At 74.9% G+C, this 17293-nt stretch carries 18 protein-coding genes; 7 read left to right on the forward strand and 11 right to left on the reverse strand.

Features of this window, described 5'->3' with window-relative positions; all coding sequences use genetic code 11:
- Positions 1-27: 27 nt before the first annotated feature.
- The 3 genes from tgmB to ACPXCS_RS24920 form a co-directional block, all read right to left on the reverse strand.
- Complete coding sequence (gene tgmB, locus ACPXCS_RS24910; protein WP_425949365.1) at positions 28-1011, reverse strand: ATP-grasp ribosomal peptide maturase; 984 nt, start codon at positions 1009-1011, stop codon at positions 28-30.
- 15 nt (positions 1012-1026) lie between these two features.
- Complete coding sequence (gene tgmA / locus ACPXCS_RS24915; RefSeq protein WP_425949366.1) at positions 1027-1218, reverse strand: putative ATP-grasp-modified RiPP; 192 nt, start codon at positions 1216-1218, stop codon at positions 1027-1029.
- A 132-nt stretch (positions 1219-1350) separates the two neighbouring features.
- Positions 1351-1662, reverse strand: a complete 312-nt coding sequence (locus ACPXCS_RS24920; protein WP_425949368.1) for a YkvA family protein — start codon at positions 1660-1662, stop codon at positions 1351-1353.
- Positions 1663-1908: 246 nt separating this feature from the next.
- Here ACPXCS_RS24920 and ACPXCS_RS24925 point away from each other — a divergent pair, with 246 nt between their 5' ends.
- Positions 1909-3855, forward strand: a complete 1947-nt coding sequence (locus ACPXCS_RS24925; protein ID WP_425949369.1) for a hypothetical protein — start codon at positions 1909-1911, stop codon at positions 3853-3855.
- A 60-nt stretch (positions 3856-3915) separates the two neighbouring features.
- On the opposite strand, the gene ACPXCS_RS24930 is transcribed toward ACPXCS_RS24925, so the two are convergent.
- From ACPXCS_RS24930 to ACPXCS_RS24950, 5 genes are all read right to left on the reverse strand, one after another.
- The gene (locus ACPXCS_RS24930) at positions 3916-6018 is read right to left on the reverse strand and encodes a xanthine dehydrogenase family protein molybdopterin-binding subunit (protein WP_425949370.1); all 2103 of its coding nucleotides are present in this window, start codon (positions 6016-6018) and stop codon (positions 3916-3918) included.
- On the reverse strand, positions 6015-7019 hold the full coding sequence (locus tag ACPXCS_RS24935) for an FAD binding domain-containing protein (RefSeq protein WP_425949371.1): 1005 nt from the start codon (positions 7017-7019) through the stop codon (positions 6015-6017). Before ACPXCS_RS24935 ends, ACPXCS_RS24930 begins: the two co-directional genes overlap by 4 nt.
- Complete coding sequence (locus ACPXCS_RS24940; protein ID WP_425949372.1) at positions 7016-7546, reverse strand: (2Fe-2S)-binding protein; 531 nt, start codon at positions 7544-7546, stop codon at positions 7016-7018. The genes ACPXCS_RS24935 and ACPXCS_RS24940 overlap by 4 nt, the downstream gene beginning before the upstream one ends.
- Positions 7547-7637: 91 nt before the next feature.
- Entirely contained in the window at positions 7638-8810 is a 1173-nt protein-coding gene (locus tag ACPXCS_RS24945; protein WP_425949373.1) for a hypothetical protein, read from the reverse strand.
- A 374-nt stretch (positions 8811-9184) separates the two neighbouring features.
- A complete protein-coding gene (locus ACPXCS_RS24950; protein ID WP_425949632.1) occupies positions 9185-9673 on the reverse strand; it encodes a TetR/AcrR family transcriptional regulator in 489 nt (162 codons plus the stop codon).
- A 250-nt stretch (positions 9674-9923) separates the two neighbouring features.
- On the opposite strand from ACPXCS_RS24950, the gene msrA reads away from it, so the two are divergent.
- From msrA to ACPXCS_RS24975, 5 genes are all read left to right on the forward strand, one after another.
- Positions 9924-10439: a peptide-methionine (S)-S-oxide reductase MsrA gene (gene msrA / locus ACPXCS_RS24955; RefSeq protein WP_425949374.1), complete on the forward strand. Its 516-nt coding sequence runs from the start codon at positions 9924-9926 to the stop codon at positions 10437-10439.
- A gap of 297 nt (positions 10440-10736) precedes the next feature.
- A complete protein-coding gene (locus ACPXCS_RS24960; RefSeq protein ID WP_425949376.1) occupies positions 10737-11141 on the forward strand; it encodes a hypothetical protein in 405 nt (134 codons plus the stop codon).
- Positions 11138-12076, forward strand: a complete 939-nt coding sequence (locus tag ACPXCS_RS24965; RefSeq protein WP_425949378.1) for a hypothetical protein — start codon at positions 11138-11140, stop codon at positions 12074-12076. Before ACPXCS_RS24960 ends, ACPXCS_RS24965 begins: the two co-directional genes overlap by 4 nt.
- A 38-nt stretch (positions 12077-12114) precedes the next feature.
- Positions 12115-12693 carry a roadblock/LC7 domain-containing protein gene (locus ACPXCS_RS24970; protein ID WP_425949380.1) on the forward strand — a complete coding sequence of 193 codons (579 nt, stop codon included), beginning with the start codon at positions 12115-12117 and terminating at the stop codon, positions 12691-12693.
- 142 nt (positions 12694-12835) lie between these two features.
- Positions 12836-13210 carry a hypothetical protein gene (locus ACPXCS_RS24975; RefSeq protein ID WP_425949382.1) on the forward strand — a complete coding sequence of 125 codons (375 nt, stop codon included), beginning with the start codon at positions 12836-12838 and terminating at the stop codon, positions 13208-13210.
- 93 nt (positions 13211-13303) lie between these two features.
- Here ACPXCS_RS24975 and ACPXCS_RS24980 read toward each other — a convergent pair whose 3' ends face one another.
- Positions 13304-14323 carry an alpha/beta fold hydrolase gene (locus ACPXCS_RS24980; RefSeq protein WP_425949383.1) on the reverse strand — a complete coding sequence of 340 codons (1020 nt, stop codon included), beginning with the start codon at positions 14321-14323 and terminating at the stop codon, positions 13304-13306.
- A 114-nt stretch (positions 14324-14437) separates the two neighbouring features.
- Positions 14438-15832, reverse strand: a complete 1395-nt coding sequence (locus tag ACPXCS_RS24985; protein ID WP_425949385.1) for an NAD(P)-binding domain-containing protein — start codon at positions 15830-15832, stop codon at positions 14438-14440.
- A 135-nt stretch (positions 15833-15967) separates the two neighbouring features.
- On the opposite strand from ACPXCS_RS24985, the gene ACPXCS_RS24990 reads away from it, so the two are divergent.
- Positions 15968-16357 carry an ArsR/SmtB family transcription factor gene (locus ACPXCS_RS24990; protein WP_425949387.1) on the forward strand — a complete coding sequence of 130 codons (390 nt, stop codon included), beginning with the start codon at positions 15968-15970 and terminating at the stop codon, positions 16355-16357.
- 47 nt (positions 16358-16404) lie between these two features.
- On the opposite strand, the gene ACPXCS_RS24995 is transcribed toward ACPXCS_RS24990, so the two are convergent.
- The gene (locus ACPXCS_RS24995) at positions 16405-17217 is read right to left on the reverse strand and encodes an aquaporin (RefSeq protein WP_425949389.1); all 813 of its coding nucleotides are present in this window, start codon (positions 17215-17217) and stop codon (positions 16405-16407) included.
- Positions 17218-17293 lie beyond the last annotated feature (76 nt).

Below are 17293 nucleotides of genomic sequence, written 5' to 3' on the forward strand. Positions count from 1 at the left end.
GCCCGGTGCCGGCACCGGGCCCGGTGCTCAACGAACCGTGGAGTCCGCGCTGTTGACGCGTGCCGGCTGCTCCGGGACGGGCCGGGCCAGCCACTCGGCGATGGTGCGGGCGATCGGCTGTCCCGTCTCCACCTCGACGAAGCCGAACTGCCCCGACTGGTTGCACTCCAGGAACCACCAGGTGCCGTCCGCGTCCTCCACGAAGTCGAACGCGCCGTAAGCCAGTTCGGCCTCGGCCAGGTAGGACCGGACGGCCGCCGCACTGCGCGGCGGCACCTCGACCGGCTCCCACGGGGTACCGGGCGCGGCGAACCGCACGTCGACGTCGTCGGGATCCGCGTCCACCGCGGCCGCCTTGCGGGCGGCCAGCATCCGCTCGCCCACGACGGTGAGCCGGATGTCGGCCCGTTTGGCGATCCGCCGCTGCAGCAGCGTCGGCCCGAAGGCCACCGCGGAGAAGTCCGTGTCCGGCGCGACCCGGCTGGTCGGCACCGCTCGCGGCGGATCCTGCGGATGCGCGCCCGACACCGGCTTGACCACCAGGTCCGGATAACGCTCGGCGAACTCGCGCGCGGCACGCGGAAACGTCGTGATGAGCGTCGCGGGCACGGGCAGGCCGCACCGCTGGGCCAGTCGCAGCTGCCAGGGCTTGTGCCGGGCCCTGCGGGCCGCGTCGGGATGGTTCATCCACCGCGCGTCCGAACCGCGCAGCATGCCGTACAGCGCCTGCGCGGCCTCCTCGGTCAGCCAGGCGGACGGCTGCGCCGCCCGTGCGGCCGGGGTGCCGGGCCTGCGCACCCAGACCGACCGGAGCCCCCCGATGCTCACCAGCCGCCCCCCGGCGGACAGATGGCCGCGGAACCGGCCGTGCACGTACTCCCCGGACAGTGCGACGCCGCCGGTCAGATCGGCGGGGTCGACGCGGACCACCGGGACCCCTGTCGCGTTCAGGTGCACGACCACCATGTCCGCGGTCACGTCCTCCTCACAGGTGAGGATCAGAACGGTCATGTCGGCGACCCGTGGTCAGTCGTCGAAGTGCGTCTTGGAACCGGCGGTGGAGGTCGTGGTGCCGAACTCTCTCAGCAGGGCGAAGTCGGAGGCCGCGACCCGTCCGTCGCGGAGCACGTTCAACTGCAGTCCGGCGTCGTACACGTACGGAATGGCAGCGTCCAACTCCACTGCCGGGCGCGCGTAGTTGAGCGCGAACGGTTGCATCGTCTCTCCCTCGTCGGTGCTGCGCCGACCAAACGGCGGCCCGGCGGTGCGGCCACCCGGCCCGCCGGCTCGTTTCGGCTTCCAGAGACTTATACGAATCGAACGGGTGGTTGGTTTCCTTACTTTCCGTAGTCATCGCGCCGGTTGCCGGTCCGGCGGGGGTGCCGCGCTGCGCTCCCGTTCGCCGAGGGAGCCGCGGACAGTGCGCAGAGCGAGCAGCAGAACGCCGATGTCGTCCAGGTACACCGGGTCGGGCAACAGGTCGACGGGCAGCACCAGATAGAGCACCGCGCCCCAGAACACCCAGCGCGGTCCCGTGGGCAGCCCCGCACGCCGCAGATCGCGCCGGGTGCGCACGAGGCGTACGAGGACGCCGACGGCGAAGGCGAGGACGAGCGCCGCGAGCACCGCGGCCACCGTGATCACCGTTGTGGTCGTATCCACGGGCTTGCCCCCTCCTGGCGTGCCGCGACCCGGGGTGTCACCTTCTGGATTCCCGTTTCCGGCGGCTGTATTGCGCTAGGGGCCCGACATGTCGGCGTGTCGGTGGATTCTCCCGTGCCGCGGTCATCCCGGTGGCTCACCCGAGTGGCACGGCGTGACGGGGACGCCTAGTAATGGTCAGCGTAACGTCGCTCGTCGCACGACGGGGGGCGCAGGAGCGGCCGCACTCTTCCCATGGAGGCGAGTATGACCACCTGCTCTTCATCACCCCGCTCGAACGGACCTGCCATATCCCAGGAGCCCAACGGGTCGGCCCAGCCGTCCGCCGAGACAACCGCCGCCACCGGCACGCACCCGGTGGAGCAGACGAGCACGCAGGCCGCCGCCGGCTCGTACCAGGCGTACGGCTCCGCCCAGGACGCCCCCACGGGCCCCGACCCCAGAGCCCCCGGTGCCCACCCGGCGGCGACGGCGGGCCCGCAACCCGTCGCGGCCGTGCCGGAACGGCCCAGCCACGCGCCCGCGCCGCCGCCGGCCCCCGACCCCTACCGCCCGCCGGCCCGGCCCGCTCCGCCCGGCCAGGACTGGGCGGATCCGGCGGAGGCCCCGCCGTCTGCTCCCGGTCCGGAACGGCCGGATTCCGCGCAGGCCGGGGCGGTCGCTCCGGGCCAGGACTGGGCCGACCCGGCCGAGGCCTCGCCGTCTGCTCCCGGTCCGGAACGGCCGGATTCCGCGCAGGCCAGGGCGGTCGCTCCGGGCCAGGACTGGGCGGATCCGGCCGAGGCCTCGCCCGTCGCTGCCGGGCACGAGCCCGCGGGCCCGGCGGCCGGACCCGAGCGGTCGGCCAAGTCGGATCCTTCCGCGCCGTCCGCGGCCGATGCGTCCGTGCCCGTTGTGTCCGATCCGTCCGCCTCTGATCCGTCCGCGTCCGCTCCGACTGCGCCGGCCGCGGCCCCGGCTCCCGCGTCCGGTCGGAACCAGCCCGGCGCGTCCTCCGCCCCTGGCCTCGACGGCCCCGCCGCCTCCGCCGCGCCCGCCGCCTCCGCCGCGCCCGCCGCCTCCGCCGCGCCCGCCGCCTCCGCCGCGCCCGGCGCGGGCGGGGACGAGCCCTCGGCCGCCCGGCCCTTCGTCATCCGCTCCCTGGACGACAACCCGGTCGAACTCCGGCCAGGTACCGGCACCGGTGCCGTGCCGTACGGTGACGCGGTCAGCGACCTCGTGCACGCCGCCGTGGCCGACCGGCCGCTGGAGGAGGTCGTCGACCTCATCACCTCCCTGGAGGAGTCCGACGACCATACCCAGGCCCGGGTCGACGCGCTCCGCACGGCCGGGGTGGCCCGGCCCGTGGAGGACGTGTCCCGGCTGATCGCCCTGCTGACGAAGCCTCCGCGCGACGCCGAGTGCGCCGACGAGGCGATCCGGGCCGCGGCCGCCCACCGCCCCGTCGAGGAGGTGACCCGGCTGGTGACCCTGCTGCACAAGGAGCCGCAGGAGCCCCACGTCCGGGAGGAGGCCCTCCGGGCGGCGGCCACCGGCCGGTCGGTCGGGGAACTGGTCGAGCTGATCGACCGCCTCGGCCTGGAGCGCCTGGACCGCGACGGCCGCCTGCCGCACGGCACTCCGCGCCCCGAGTCCGGCAACGGCGGGCCCGACAAGCAGGACCGCCCGGGCAGGCGCCGCTCGGCACGCACCGCCCCGGAGCGCGAGACCCACCGGACGCTCGACGCCGCCACGCCCGGGAACGAGGGCCGTGCGACCGACCGGCTCGCCCGGTGCGTGTCCTGGACGGGCTGGCTGGCCGCCCTGGCGCTGGCCATGTGCGCGGTGGCCCACTTCCCGCTGGAACGCGGTGACGCGTCCCTGCGCCTGCACGCGCTCGCGCTCGGCCTGTCGGTGCTGTGCACCGTGCTGGCGCTGCTGCTGGCCCTGCGCCCGGTCGCCGTGGTGCTGGCCGGGGCGGTGCTGGTGCCCACGGTGCTGGCCGGGGCCCAGGCGTACGGGAGTTCCTTTCCGTCGTCCTCCCTGTCCCGCGCGGTGGACCTCGCACTCGCCCCACCGTGGCTCGCCGCCGCGAGCGCGGTGTGCGCGGCCCTGCTGGCCCTCGTCGCCCTGGTCTTCCGCGTGCTGGCCCCGATCGCGGACCGGCAGTGGGCGGCGGTGCCGTCGCCCGAGGCGCCCGGCACGGCGGAGTGAACCCCGCGGGCCTCGTACCGGACCGGATCCGCTCGCCGCGGCTCCGGTCCGGCCCGTGCGCTACGGCGTCCGGTGGGCGAGCAGCCCGGCCAGCACCCGGTCGGGGGTGAGGGGCAGTTCGCGGAAGCGGACGCCCGTGGCGTGGTGCACCGCGTTGCCGATCGCCGCGGCCGTCCCGACGATGCCGATCTCCCCGATCCCCTTGCTGCCCATCGGATTGAGGTGCGGATCGTCCTCGTCGAGCCAGTGCGCCTCGATTTCGGCGACGTCGGCGTGCACGGGCACGTGGTACGACGCCAGGTCCGACTCGGTGAAGTCGCCGAACGCCGCGTCCATCGTGCTGCCCTCGGTCAGCGCCATGCCGAGACCCATCGTCATGCCGCCGACGAACTGGGAGCGCGCGGTACGGGCGTTGAGGATCCGCCCCGCCGCGTACACGCCGAGCAGCCGGCCGACCCGGACCTCGCCGCTGACCGTGTCCACGGCGACCTCGGCGAAGTGGGCCCCGAAGGCGTGCCGCGCCCACTCGCTCTCGGCGTCCGCGGTGCCCGTGGTGTCCGCCCGGGCCGCCACGCCCTGCTCGGGGAGCGGCCCGGTGTGCCCGGCCGGCCGCCGTGCCAGCAGCGCGCAGGCCTCGTGGACCGCCCACCCCCAGGAGGCGGTGCCGGACGAGCCGCCCGCCAGCGGCGCCCGGGGCAGTTCGGTGCTGCCGACCTCGACCCGCACCCGCTCCAGCGGCACGCCCAGCGCGTCGGCACCGACCTGCGCCAGCACGGTCCGGGCGCCGGTGCCGATGTCGGTGGCGTCGATCCGCACCAGGAACGTCCCGTCGGGCAGCGCGCGGGCCTCGGCCGTGGACGGGCTCGCCATCACGGGGTACGTCGCCGCGGCCACGCCCGTGCCCAGCAGCAGGGGCCCGTCGGGGCGGGAGCGCGGGCGGCGGTCGCGCCCGTCCCACCCGAAGCGCCGGGCTCCCTCGCGCAGGCACTCGACCAGGTGCCTGCTGCTGAACGGCCTGCCGCTGTCGGGCTCGACGTCCGGCTCGTTGCGCACGCGCAGTTCGATCGGGTCGAGGCCGAGCTCGTCGGCCAGCTCGTCCAGGGCGGACTCCAGGGCGTACATGCCCGGCGCCTCGCCCGGCGCCCGCATCCAGGAGGGCGAGGGCACGTCCAGCGCCGCGACCCGGTGCAGCGTCCGGCGGTGCGGTGCGGCGTACATCACCCGCGCGGGCACCGCCGCCTGCTCCACGAACTCCTTGACGCGCGAGGTGTGCGTGGTGACCTCGTGCGTGAGGGAGACCAGACGTCCGTCCGGCTCGGCTCCGAGCCGCAGCCGGTGCAGGGTGGGCGCGCGGTGCCCGACGACGGCGGGCAGGAAGCGCCGGGGCAGGGCGACCGTGACGGGCCGGCCGGTCCGCCGCGCGGCCATCGCGGCGAGCACCACGTCGGGCCGCGGGGTCCCCTTGGAACCGAAGCCGCCGCCGACGTGCTCGGCGGTGACGACGATCCGCTCCTCGGGCAGCCCGAACATCCCCGCGAGCACGGCCCGTACGGCGTGGGCGCCCTGGCTGGAGGTGTGCACCAGGAGCCGGCCGTCCTCCCAGCGGGCGGTGCTGGTGTGCGGTTCCATGGGGTGGTTGTGCAGCGGCGGCACCCGGTAGGCGACGTCGACCCGGACGGCCGACGTGCCGAACGCGCCGTCGGGATCGCCCTGTTCACGGACGGCCGGCTGTCCCGCGTTGGCCTCCTCGGGCACGTACAGACCCGGGTGCGACTCGTCGAGGACGACGTCGTGCTCCTCGGCGGCGTAGTCGACGCGGACGGCGGCGGCGCCCGCCCGGGCCGCCTCCAGCGTCTCGGCCACCACCAGGGCCACGAACCAGCCGCGGTGGGGGACCCGCGGGTCCCGCAGCACGGCGAGCGTGGCGTCGTCCGGTTCCTCGAGGCGGGGCGCGTTCTCGTGCGTGAGGACGTCGAGCACACCGGGCACGGCCAGCGCGGCCCTGGTGTCGACGCCGGTCACGCGGCCGCGGGCCACGGCGGCCGGCACGGGCCAGGCCTGCGCCCGGCCGGGGTGGTGGAACTCGGCGGCGTACCGGGCGGTGCCGCTGACCTTCTCGCGTCCCTCCCGGCGTTCGGCGGGAGCTCCCACGCTGCCGGTCATGAGGCCCTCCTGGTGAGCGCGGTGTCCGCGAGCCGGGACAGCACGTCCACGGCGAGGTTCCGGGCGAGCGGCACCTTGTAGCCGTTGTCGCGCAGCGGCCGCGCGGCGGACAGCTCCAGGTCGACGGCGTGCTCGAACGCGGCGAGGGTCGGAGCGGCCCCGGCCAGCGCCTCCTCCGCCCGCCGGGCCCGCCAGGGCCGGTGCGCCAGCGCCCCGAAGGCGATCCCCACCCGGTCGGTCACGCCGCCCTCCAGCCGCAGCACGACCGCGACGGACGCGAGCGCGAAGGCGTACGAGGCCCGGTCGCGTGCCTTGCGGTACGCCGACGGCAGCCCGGCCGTCGCGGCCGGCAGCACCACGCCGGTGACCAGCTCGCCCGGCCGGATCTCGGTGTCCTGCTCGGGCCGCTCCCCGGGCAGCCGGTGGAAATCCGCCGCCGCGACACTCCGGGCGCCCTCGGGCCCGGACAGCTCGACACGCCCGTCGAGGGCGGCCAGCGCCACCGCCATGTCCGAGGGGTGGGTGGCGATGCAGTGCTCCGAGTGCCCGAGCACGGCGTGGTCGCGGTGGACGCCGTCACGCGCGCCGCAGCCGCTGCCCGGCTCGCGCTTGTTGCACGGCTTCGACAGGTCCTGGAAGTACGGGCACCGGGTGCGCTGGAGCAGGTTCCCGCCGGTCGTGGCGGCGTTGCGCAACTGCCCGGAGGCGCCCGCGAGGACCGCCTGGGACAGTGCCGGGTACCGGTCGCGGACGAGCGGGTGGGCCGCGAGATCGCTGTTGCGGACCAGCGCCCCGATCCGCAGCGAGCCGTCCGGCAGCTCCTCGACCGTGTCCAGTGGCAGACGGGTGACGTCGACGAGGGCGGCGGGCGTCTCGACGCCGAGCTTCATCAGGTCGACCAGGTTGGTGCCGCCCCCGAGGTAGCGGGCGCCGGGATGCGCGGCGTACGCGCCGGTGGCCTCCTCGACGCTCCGGGCGCGGACGTAGGCGAACTCCTTCACGGGATCACGTCCTCGACCGCCTCGGCGATCCTCGGGTACGCGCCGCACCGGCACAGGTTGCCGCTCAGCCGCTCCCGGATCTCCGCACGGTCCAGCGGCACGGCCGTCCCCGAGGGCGCGGCCGGGTCGGTGACGTGCGAGGGGTGGCCGGCCGCCGCCTCGGCGAGCATGCCGGCCGCGGAGCAGATCTGCCCCGGGGTGCAGTAGCCGCACTGGAAGGCGTCGCGTTCCAGGAAGGCCCGTTGCAGCGGATGCGGTTCCTCCCCGTCACCCGACAGGCCCTCCACGGTGGTGACCTCGCAGCCGTCCAGGGCGACCGCGAACAGCAGGCAGCTGTTGACGCGCCGCCCGTCCACCAGGACCGTGCAGGCGCCGCACTGGCCGTGGTCGCAGCCCTTCTTGGCGCCGGTCAGGTCCAGGTCCTCACGCAGGAGGTCCAGCAGGACCCGCCGGTGATCGACGGTGAGGGTGTGGGGTTTGCCGTTGACGCGGAGCGTCGTCTCCGAGCGGTGCTGGTCGTTGCCCATGCGTGGATGACCTTCCCGGGCGGGCCGTGGTGCCGTACGGACCGCGTATCCACCGGACCACGACTGACACGTGCGCCCCGCCGGGAAGGCGTCACCGCTCCGAACCCACCTGCTGGGCGTCGGCGCTGTCACCGTCCCTGGCCGGCGTGGCGGGCAGGATCGCCTTGAAGCGCTCGAACGTCCGGGTGATCTGCTGGAGGGGGGAGGCGACGGGCGCGTCGGACGGCTGCCGGGGAGGGGCCGCCGCCGACTCCTGGTAGGCCGCCAGCGCCTCGTGGGCCCGTTCGGCCGCCTCCCGGTACAGGTCGCGCGACTTCGTCATGGCCTCCAGGGCCTCGGCGTACATGGCGACCAGGCCGCGCTGGCGGTCCAGCTCCTCCTGGAGCGTCAGCAGGTGCCAGTCCTCCCGCAGCGCCGTCAGGGCGTCCGCCGCGCCGTCGGGCAGGGGCCGGGGCAGTGCGGCGAACCGCCGGATGGCGTCCACCAGGTCGGCCGGCTCCGAGCCGTCGAGGAAGACCGCCCGCACGGAGTGGTCCCGGGCGTCGTAACCCTCCGGCGCGGGGCTGCCGGGCAGCACCACGGCGCCGCCGCGCGGCACCTCCACGCCGAGGTCCCGCAGCGCCCAGTTCAGGCCCCGCAACTGCTGCGGGGCGGCGCGGTGCTCCACCACGCGGTGGACCAGCCCCGGCGGGAGCCAGCGCGTCACCGGCACCCGGCCGCGGTCGTCGGTGGTCATCGCCTCGTGGACGACCACATGGATGTGCCAGCCGCCCCGCACCGCGCCGCGCAGCAGGCGCCGGACCTCCTTGTCGTCCCGGGGGAGCGGGTTGATCTTCCCGAGCGACAGCCCCGCGGTGCCGTCCTGGTCCCAGGCGGTGTCCGGCCCGTCCGGCCAGAACAGCGCGGCGGGGGAGGGCCAGTCGTCGCGCCACGGCTCCTCGGCCTCGGCGGCCAGCAGCCACTCCTGCCGGTCACCCGCCCCTGCCGTGACGCTGAGCCGGGCGCGCACCGTCACGCCGTCGCCGACCCGCCAGCGGGCCTCGAAGACCCGCTCGGCCGCGGCGGACCCGTTCCCGGTCCCGCTGTCGGTGCCGGGCCGGGGCCCGGGCTCGGGCAGTTCGAGGAAGTCGTCGATGTCCTGGTCGTCCTTGCGCCGTTGCAGCGAGCGCCGGAGAACGTCCACCGCGGCGCCCGAGGTGTGGCGGCCGCGCGCCAGCCACACCGTGGCGGGGGTCAGGGGGCGGGCTGTGTCGGATGTCGGCATGGGTCCATCTGAGAGCGGGGGGAAACGTGCGCCTGCCAGTATCGTCGCCGCAGGCAGGTGGGTATGACCCGGGGGTCACGCAGTCCCTACCCCGGCTGCGCCGCGGCATGTGCGCCGGAGGCGGCGCGGTGCGGCACGCGGCGGCGCCCCGCGGCGGGGCGAGGTGCGCGCCCCGCGCGCGGGGTGTGCGCGCCGCACACACATCCGCCGATCTCACTCGTGTCCCGCCCGGCGGGAGTTCCCGACAATGGTGCGCACGAGCAGGGCCCGCCCACCATCCGCATCGGGGCGGGCCCTGCTCGCCGGGCCGGGCGCCCCGGCGAGCAGGAGCGCGAACCGTGGCAGATCCTCCAGCGCCCGGCCGGGCCGGTGCCTCAGGACGCGCCGAGGCCGCGCAGCAGGGTGTCGACGACGATGTCCGCGGCCCGGCCGGGGCTCAGTTCGGGCATCTGCCGGGACACCAGGTGCATGAGCTGGGTCAGCAGCGCGCTCGCCCACCCCTCGGGCAGATCGGCGCGCAACAGCCCTTCGCGGGTTGCGCGTTCGAGGAAGGCGTCGACCTCGCGGACCGAGGCGTCGCGGCGGGCGCGGACCTCGTCGTCGGCGAGCATCCGGGCCAGGTCGACGGGCCACGCGCGGTTGACGCCGATGATGTTCTCGACGTAGCGGTGCAGGGCGACGGCGACAGGTGCCTCGCGCAGCCGCGCGTCCTCGATGGCGTGCTCGACGGCCGTGAGGCGGGACGCGTGGATGGCGGCGAGGAGGTCCTCGCGGGAGGCGAAACGCCGGTAGACGGTACGCCGGTCCACACCCGCCTCGGCGGCGATGCTCGCGATGCTCGCGCCCGGGTCGGCGGCGAGCATCCGCGCCCCGGTGGTCAGGACGGCTTCCAGGTTGCGTGCTGCGTCGGCTCTCACCGCAGCGATTCTAATCGCACCCTGTGGAACCTGAATTCCGAAGTGCCTCGCATTCGAGGAGGAGCGGAGTGTAAATGCCACACGCTCCGCCTGAAAGACTCGTCACCAGTCCGGACAGTGACGCGCTGGCGGTGTTCCGCCGCCGATGTGCGAGGCTGGACCGCGTGGATCGACGCAGACGGAAAGGGGATGCGCCATGAGCGACGTCGAGGAGAGGGCGCTGCTGGCGGGTGGCTGCTTCTGGGGGATGCAGGAGCTGATCCGGTCGCTGCCCGGAGTGGTGCGTACCCGGGTGGGCTACAGCGGTGACGACGGCAAGCCCCACCCCACCTACCGCGACCACGGGCGGCACGCGGAGTCGATCGAGATCGTCTTCGATCCGGCGGCCACCGACTACCGCGCGATCCTGGAGTACTTCTTCCAGATCCACGACCCCACCACGAAGGACCGCCAGGGCAACGACGTGGGGGCCAGCTACCGCTCCGCCATCTTCTACCTGGACGACGAGCAGCGGCGCGTCGCGCAGGACACCATCGCCGACGTCGAGGCGTCCGGGCTGTGGCCGGGCCCCGTGGTGACGGAGGTCGTGCCGGCCGGGGCGTTCTGGGAGGCCGAGCCGGAGCACCAGGACTACCTCCAGCGCTACCCGGACGGCTACACCTGCCACTTCCCGCGCCCGAACTGGCGGCTGCCCAAGCGCGCGGAGTCCTGAACCAGCAGACCTCACCAGCGCGGCCGGGAAGGACCACCTTCCCGGCCGCGTTCGTCTTTCCGCCTCGTACGGCCCCGGCCGACCGCTGCGGCGCACCGGCCGGCCTCACCGCAAGGCCGGGCACTCGGTCGGATCCGGCGACGTATCGTGCCCGCTTCCGGTCAACCCCGTTCACGCCTCGCCAGCTTCTCTGCACATTCCTTTGGAAAATGCCAAAGCGTTCACCTGGGCCGAGCACCCACCGTAGTGTCGTGCTCACGTTCGCGGGAACGGCCGTGCAGGGGGAGGGGATTCGGCGTGCCCGGAATCGACGAGAGTCTGCTGGAAGCCATGCGGCTGCCCGGTGCCCGAGGGGCGTCGGTGGTCGACTGGATCAGCGGCCTTGCCCTGGGTGCGGTGGGTGACGCTCCGGGCGGCGATGCGGAGGCGACGGCGGCGGAGACCGCCGAACTCGCCCGGCTCGCCACGGAGAGCGGCGTGCTCGCCCCGGAAGGCGGCGGCGCGGGCGGCGCTTCCGGCAAGGAACCACCCGTGCAGGACCTGATCCTCACGAACGCGGATTCGTACCACCTGCTGAGGTTCGTCACCACGACCTTCGACAGCACCGTGTTCCTGCACTTATGGCTCGACCGCACGGAGGGGAACCTGGCCCTGGCCCGCATACGGCTGGCCGAGATGGCGGACAGACTGGTGCTCGGATGATCACGCAGATCCTCACCTCGCGCACCGGTGAACCGGCCTCGGCCCAGCTCGCCACCCTGGCGGCGGAGCGCGCGAGCGGCGCCCTGTCCACCGAGGCGGGGATCGTGTACCTGGCCGCCGGCCACGTGGTCCACGTCGAGTCCGCGCTCACCCCCGCCCTCGGTGACCTGCTCACCCACAGCGGAGCACTCGCCCCGGACGGCTGGTGGGAGGCGATCGACCGGGCCGGACGCCGCTGCCGCGTGGGGCGGCAGCTGGTGGACAGCGGTCATCTCGCCGCCGGTGCACTGGAGTTGTGCCACCTCGGCGCCCTCTTCGACGCGGCGTACTTCGTCCTCGCCCACGACGGTCCGGCCCTGCGCTTCCGCCCGGGCGTCGCGCACTGGCTCGGCGCCGTCCGCTCCGTACCGGTGGACACCGTGCTGCGCGAGTCCAGACGCCGCCGCGAACTGCTGCACCGGATATGGCCCCAGCCCGCCGTCGACCTGGCGCCGCTCGCCCGGGTCCCCGGCGCCCGGACCGTGGACCTGCCCGCCCGGCGCAGCCGGATCCTCGCCCAGGTCGACGGTGTCCGCACCGCCGCCCAGATCGCCACGGTCCTCGCCTGCCGCACCTTCCACACCCTGGTCGAGCTCCGCCGCCTGGCCGCCGCCGGGATGGTCGCCCCGGCAGCCCGACCGGCGCCCGCAGTCCCCGCGACGCCCGCGGCTTCCGCGGCCCCCGCGACCACCTCGGCCCCCGCGACCACCCCGGCTCCCACCACCGCCTCGGCCATCGTGGCGCCCGCAGTGCCGGTGGCGTTCGGGGCCGCCACCGCCGCCACCACCGCGCCCGCCGCGACCGCCCCGCCGGGGTCCGCCCCTCGCCCGGTGTTCCCGGACGAGCCCGACACCGCTCTGCTGCGACGGCTCCTGCACGCCTTGGAGGCACTGTGATCCGCGCGCGACGACAGCGTGCCGAAAGGAGACTGCTCATGGCCGTCGAGACCGACGTCCTGGACGAACTGCGCGGGTTACGCACCCGCATACCCCGGCTGACCGGCGCGCTCGCGGCCACCGTCGACGGACTCGTCCTCGCCCACGACGTGCCCGGGACCGAGCCCGAGGGACTCGCGGCCCTCACCGCCGCGGCCCTCGGGGTCGCCCACCGCATGACCGACGCCGCCGCCCGCGGCGACTTCCGCGAACTGCTCGTCCGCGGCACGAAAGGCTACGTCGCGACCTACGCGGCGGGCACCACCGCCGTCCTCACCCTGCTCGCCGAGGACCGGGTCAACGTCGGCCGCCTCCACCTGGAGGGCCGGCGCAGCGGGGCCCGGATCGCCGACCTGGTCGCGACGCGCGTCGGGCCGGGCACCGGCCGCCACGCCGACCGGCCGGCGACCGCACCCGGCGCCACGCCGGCCGCCCGGTCCGTGACCGAGCCCGCCCCGGACGCCGAGGAACACCGCACCGCGGCACCCCCGGCCACCACCCCCCGCCCCATCGGGACCCTGCCGGTACGCACCCCGCAGCGCCCCGCCCACCAGCCGCGCCCCCAAGCCGGCACCTGAACCGCCCGGCACCGCCGCCGTTCGACCGCCCGGCGCCAAGCCACACGCACCTGAGCCGCACCCACCAGAGCCACATCCGCGCAAGCCACATTCACACAAGCCACACCCACCGAAGCAGGACCCAAGGAAAGGAACCGACCGCATGGCCAACACCGAGACCGCGCTGAAGGAATGCCTGAGCTCCATCGACGGAGCCACGGCCGCCGCCCTCGTGGACTACACGAGCGGCATGGCCCTCGGCACCCTCGGGGGCACCAAGGACTTCAACCTCGAAGTCGCCGCAGCCGGCAACACCGACGTCGTACGGGCCAAGCTGCGCACCATGGAGCTCCTGGGCCTGAAGGAGGAGATCGAGGACATCCTCATCACCCTGAACACCCAGTACCACCTCATCCGCCTGCTCAAGGGACGCGGCGGCAGCGGGCTGTTCCTCTACCTCGTGCTCGACGGGAGCCGGGCCAACCTCGCGATGGCCCGCCACCAGCTCCGCCGGATCGAGGCCGACCTGGAGGTCTGAACCGGCACCACGGGACGGGAGCCCTCCGCCCCGGACACACCGCGGAGGGCCCCGGCACGCCGGGCCACCGCGCCTACGGGACCCCGTTCCGGATCATCGACCGCTCCCCGGACCGCGCCGGCTGCCGGACGCCCGGGCGGGCAGACCGGCCAGCCACTCCACCAGCAGCCGGCTGGTCTCCGCAGGCCGTTCCTGCTGGACGAAGTGCCCGCAGTCGTCCAGCACATGATGGGACGTCAGGCCGGGCAGCGTGACCGGGAACGCCTCGACGGCGTCGGCCAGCCAGGTCAGCGACGCGTCCAGAGCGCCGCCGAGGAACAGCGACGGCTGGGTGAGGGGAGCACCGGCGAAAGCCGCCAGTTCCTCCCAGTCCCGGTCCATGTTCCGGTACCGGTTGAGCGCGCCGGTCATCCCCGTGCGCTCGAACTCACCGGCGAAGACGTCCAGTTCGGACTCGCTCAGCCAGTCCGGCAGGCGTCCCGCGGGGAAGCGCTCGCGCAGTGTCCCGCCGCGGGCCACGAAGTAGGGCTCGGCTCCGCCGTGCCGCGCGGCGGGGGCGGACAGGGCCGAGTAGAACCCGGTGAGCCAGCCGCGCACGTCGGGTTCGATCTCCGCCTCCGCGCGGCCGGGCTCCTGGAAGTAGGAGACGTAGAACTCCTCGTCGCCGCCCATCCCCGCGAAGACGTCGCTGGGCCTCGGACCGCCGGGCGGGGTGTAGGGCACGCTCAGCAGCCCCACCGCACGGAACACGTCGGGCCGAACGAGGGCGCAGGCGGCGGCGATGCTCGCCCCCCAGTCGTGCCCGACGACCACGGCCGACTCCTCACCGAGCGCCTCCACCACGGCGACGGCGTCCTCCACCAGCGCGAGCATCCGGTAGTCCGCCACGGCCGCGGGCCGGGACGAGCGCCCGTAACCGCGTACGTCGACGGCCACCGCCCGGTACCCGGCCCCGGCCAGCGCCGGCAGCTGGTGGCGCCAGGCGTACCAGGACTCCGGGAACCCGTGCAGCAACAGCACGAGGGGCCCGGCCCCCTGCTCGACGAGGTGGACACGACCGGCCGGTGACGGCACCAGGCGGTGCGTGCGGCCGTCGGTGGACGTCTGGGGCATGGGTTCCTCCCGCGCTCGGTAACGGACGCTCTGCCACCGATCCTCCGGCGCACACCGGCCCGGACCCGAAGGGCGTTGCCGGTTCGGCAAATCACGCGTCCCCCCGGGCGGGGGTCAGGAGCCGCAGCAGCCCCCGGTCGCCGCCTGCTCGCCGGAGCCCGCCGGGACGGGCGCGCCGAGCTGGAGCAGCTGCGGAGCCGGCGCGCAGCAGCCGCCCCCGTCCGGGTCGGCCTCCGGGTCGTCGAACAGCCCGGCTCCGCCGCAGACGCCCGTTTCCGGGAGGGTGAGTTCGACGCGGTCGGCGGACTCCAGGTCGCCGGCGATCGCGGCGACCACGGAGCGCACCTGCTCGTAGCCGGTCAGCGCCAGGAACGTCGGGGCGCGGCCGTAGGACTTCATGCCGACCAGGTAGACGCCCGGCTCGGGGTGGGCGAGTTCGCGGTGGCCGTGCGGGTAGACCGTGCCGCAGGAGTGCTGGTTGGGGTCGATCAGCGGGGCGAGCGCGACCGGAGCCTGGAGGCGCTCGTCCAGGCCCAGGCGGACCTCGGACAGGAACGACAGGTCCGGGCGGAACCCGGTGAGCACGATCACCTCGTCGACCGGGTCCAGACGGCGGCCGTCCTCGGCGACCAGGACCGGGCGGCCGTCGCCGTCCCGCTCGATCGCCTCGGTGCGAAAGCCGGTGACCGCGTCGGCGTGTCCCGCGTCGACGGCGGCCTTCGCCGCGAGTCCGAGCGCGCCGCGGGCCGGGAGCTGGTCGGCCTCCCCGCCGCCGAACGTGGAGCCGGAGATGCCGCGGCGCAGGATCCACACCGCCTCGGTGCCCGCCCCGCCGTCCGCCTTCGCCAGGTCGGCGAGGGAGGCCAGGGCCGTGAAGGCGGAGGCCCCGGAGCCGATGACGGCGGTGCGCCGGCCGGCGTACCGGGCACGCACCGCCGGGTCCTTCAGGTCGGGGACGCGGTAGGTGATCCGGTCCGCGGCGGCCTGTTCGCCGAGGGCGGGCAGCCCGCTGCCGCCCGCGGGGCCGGGCGTGGCCCAGGTGCCGGAGGCGTCGATGACCGCCCGGGCGAACAGCCGCTCCTGGCGGCCGTCGGCGTGGCTGACATGCACGACGAAGGGCTGAGTCTCGCGGTCGGCGTCGACGGTGCGGTCCCGCCCGGCCCGGGAGACGCCGGTGACCCGGGCGCCGGTGCGCACCCTGTCGCCGAGGACGTCCGCGAGCGGCCGCAGGTACCGCTCCGCCCAGTCGCCACCCGTGGGGTACGTCGCGGGGTCGGGCCGGGTCCAGCCGGTCGGGGCCAGAAGCTTCTCGGCGGCCGGGTCGGTGAGTTCGCCCCAGGTGGAGAAGAGCCGGACGTGCGCCCACTCGCGCACCGACGCACCGGGGACGGGCCCCGCTTCCAGGACGATCGAGGCGAGCCCGCGGTCGGTGAGGTGCGAGGCCGCGGCCAGACCGGCGGGACCGGCTCCGATCACGACGACGGGCAGTTCGGCGGTGGACGAGTTCACGGCGGCACTCCTGTTTGTTTCGACGTCTGTCGATATCGGGTGCCGTCAGCATGGCATCCTGATTCGACGGGCGTCAACATAGACACTCGTCGAATCAAAGGCTCTTGTTGTTTCGACGTGTGTCAACATAGACGCATGTCGAATGCCAAGCCGCTGCCGCTGCTCGACCCCGCCGGCGACGATCTGGTGCCCTGCTGCCCGCCGCTGAACGAGCGCCCGATCACCGCCGACGAGGCCGAGACGGCCGCGCGGATGTTCAAGGCGCTGGGCGATCCGGTCCGGCTGCGGCTGTTCTCGGCCGTCGCCTCGCACGAGGGCGGCGAGGCGTGCGTGTGCGACATCTCCGACGTCGGCGTCTCGCAGCCGACCGTGTCCCACCACCTGAAGAAGCTCAAGGAGGCCGGGCTGCTGACCTCCGAGCGGCGCGGCACCTGGGTGTACTACCGGGTGGAGCCGTCCGTGCTGGCCGCGATGGGCCGGCTGCTGACCGTCGCGGCGCCCGCCGCCCGGACGGCCGCAGCCTGAGCGACCCGCCGGTCCTCGGCGGGAAACCTCAGGACCGGCGAGTCACGTCACGCGGTGTCGTCCCGGCCGGGCAGGAAGATGACCGCCACCAGCGCCAGCCCGACCGCCGCGCCGATCAGCTGCATCCCGACGAACCCCGCCACGGAGCCGGGCGCGATGCCCGCGAAGGTGTCGGTGAAGGCGCGGCCGATGGTCACCGCGGGATTGGCGAACGACGTGGACGAGGTGAACCAGTACGCGGCCCCGATGTACGAGGCGACGGCCACGGGCGCGAACCGCAGCCGGTCGGTGCGGGCCAGGCCGAAGATCAGCAGGATCAGCCCGGCCGTCGCCACGACCTCGCCGAGCAGCAGATGCCCTGCCGAACGGTCCCGGGTGGACCACTTCACCAGCGGCTCGCCGAACATCGCGTCCGCCAGGATCGCGCCCGCGATCGCACCGGTCACCTGGGCCGGTATGTACACGGCCGCCTCGCGCGGGCCCACCCCGGCCCCGCCGCGCCGGGCGGTCCACCACTCGGCCGCGGTGACGGCCGGGTTGAAGTGCGCACCGGAGACCGGGCCCAGCAGCGTGATGAGCACGCCCAGCCCGAAGACGGTGGCCAGGGAGTTGGCCAGCAGCTGCAGGCCCACGTCGTCGGTGAGGGTGGTGGCCTGGATACCGGAGCCCACCACCACGGCCACGAGGGCCGCCGTGCCGACCAGTTCGGCCGCCGCCCGGGCGATCAGCGGCGGTGTCCGGGGCGGGGTGGCACCCGGCGCGGGCTGCGGCTCGGCGCCCGGAGCGTCGGCTGCTGCGGCTGCGGTGGACTCGTCGCCTCGGTCGGGATCGGTGACCCCTGGGGCCTCGGTCGCGGACAACGGGACTCCTCGGTGCGGTGGGGAGGCGGCGTGCGGACGGGGCGACGCCTCGCGGGCGGACGGCGTCGTTTGCGGC

It is taken from the genome of Streptomyces sp. DT190, assembly GCF_049846985.1.
GTDB lineage: Bacteria > Actinomycetota > Actinomycetes > Streptomycetales > Streptomycetaceae > Streptomyces.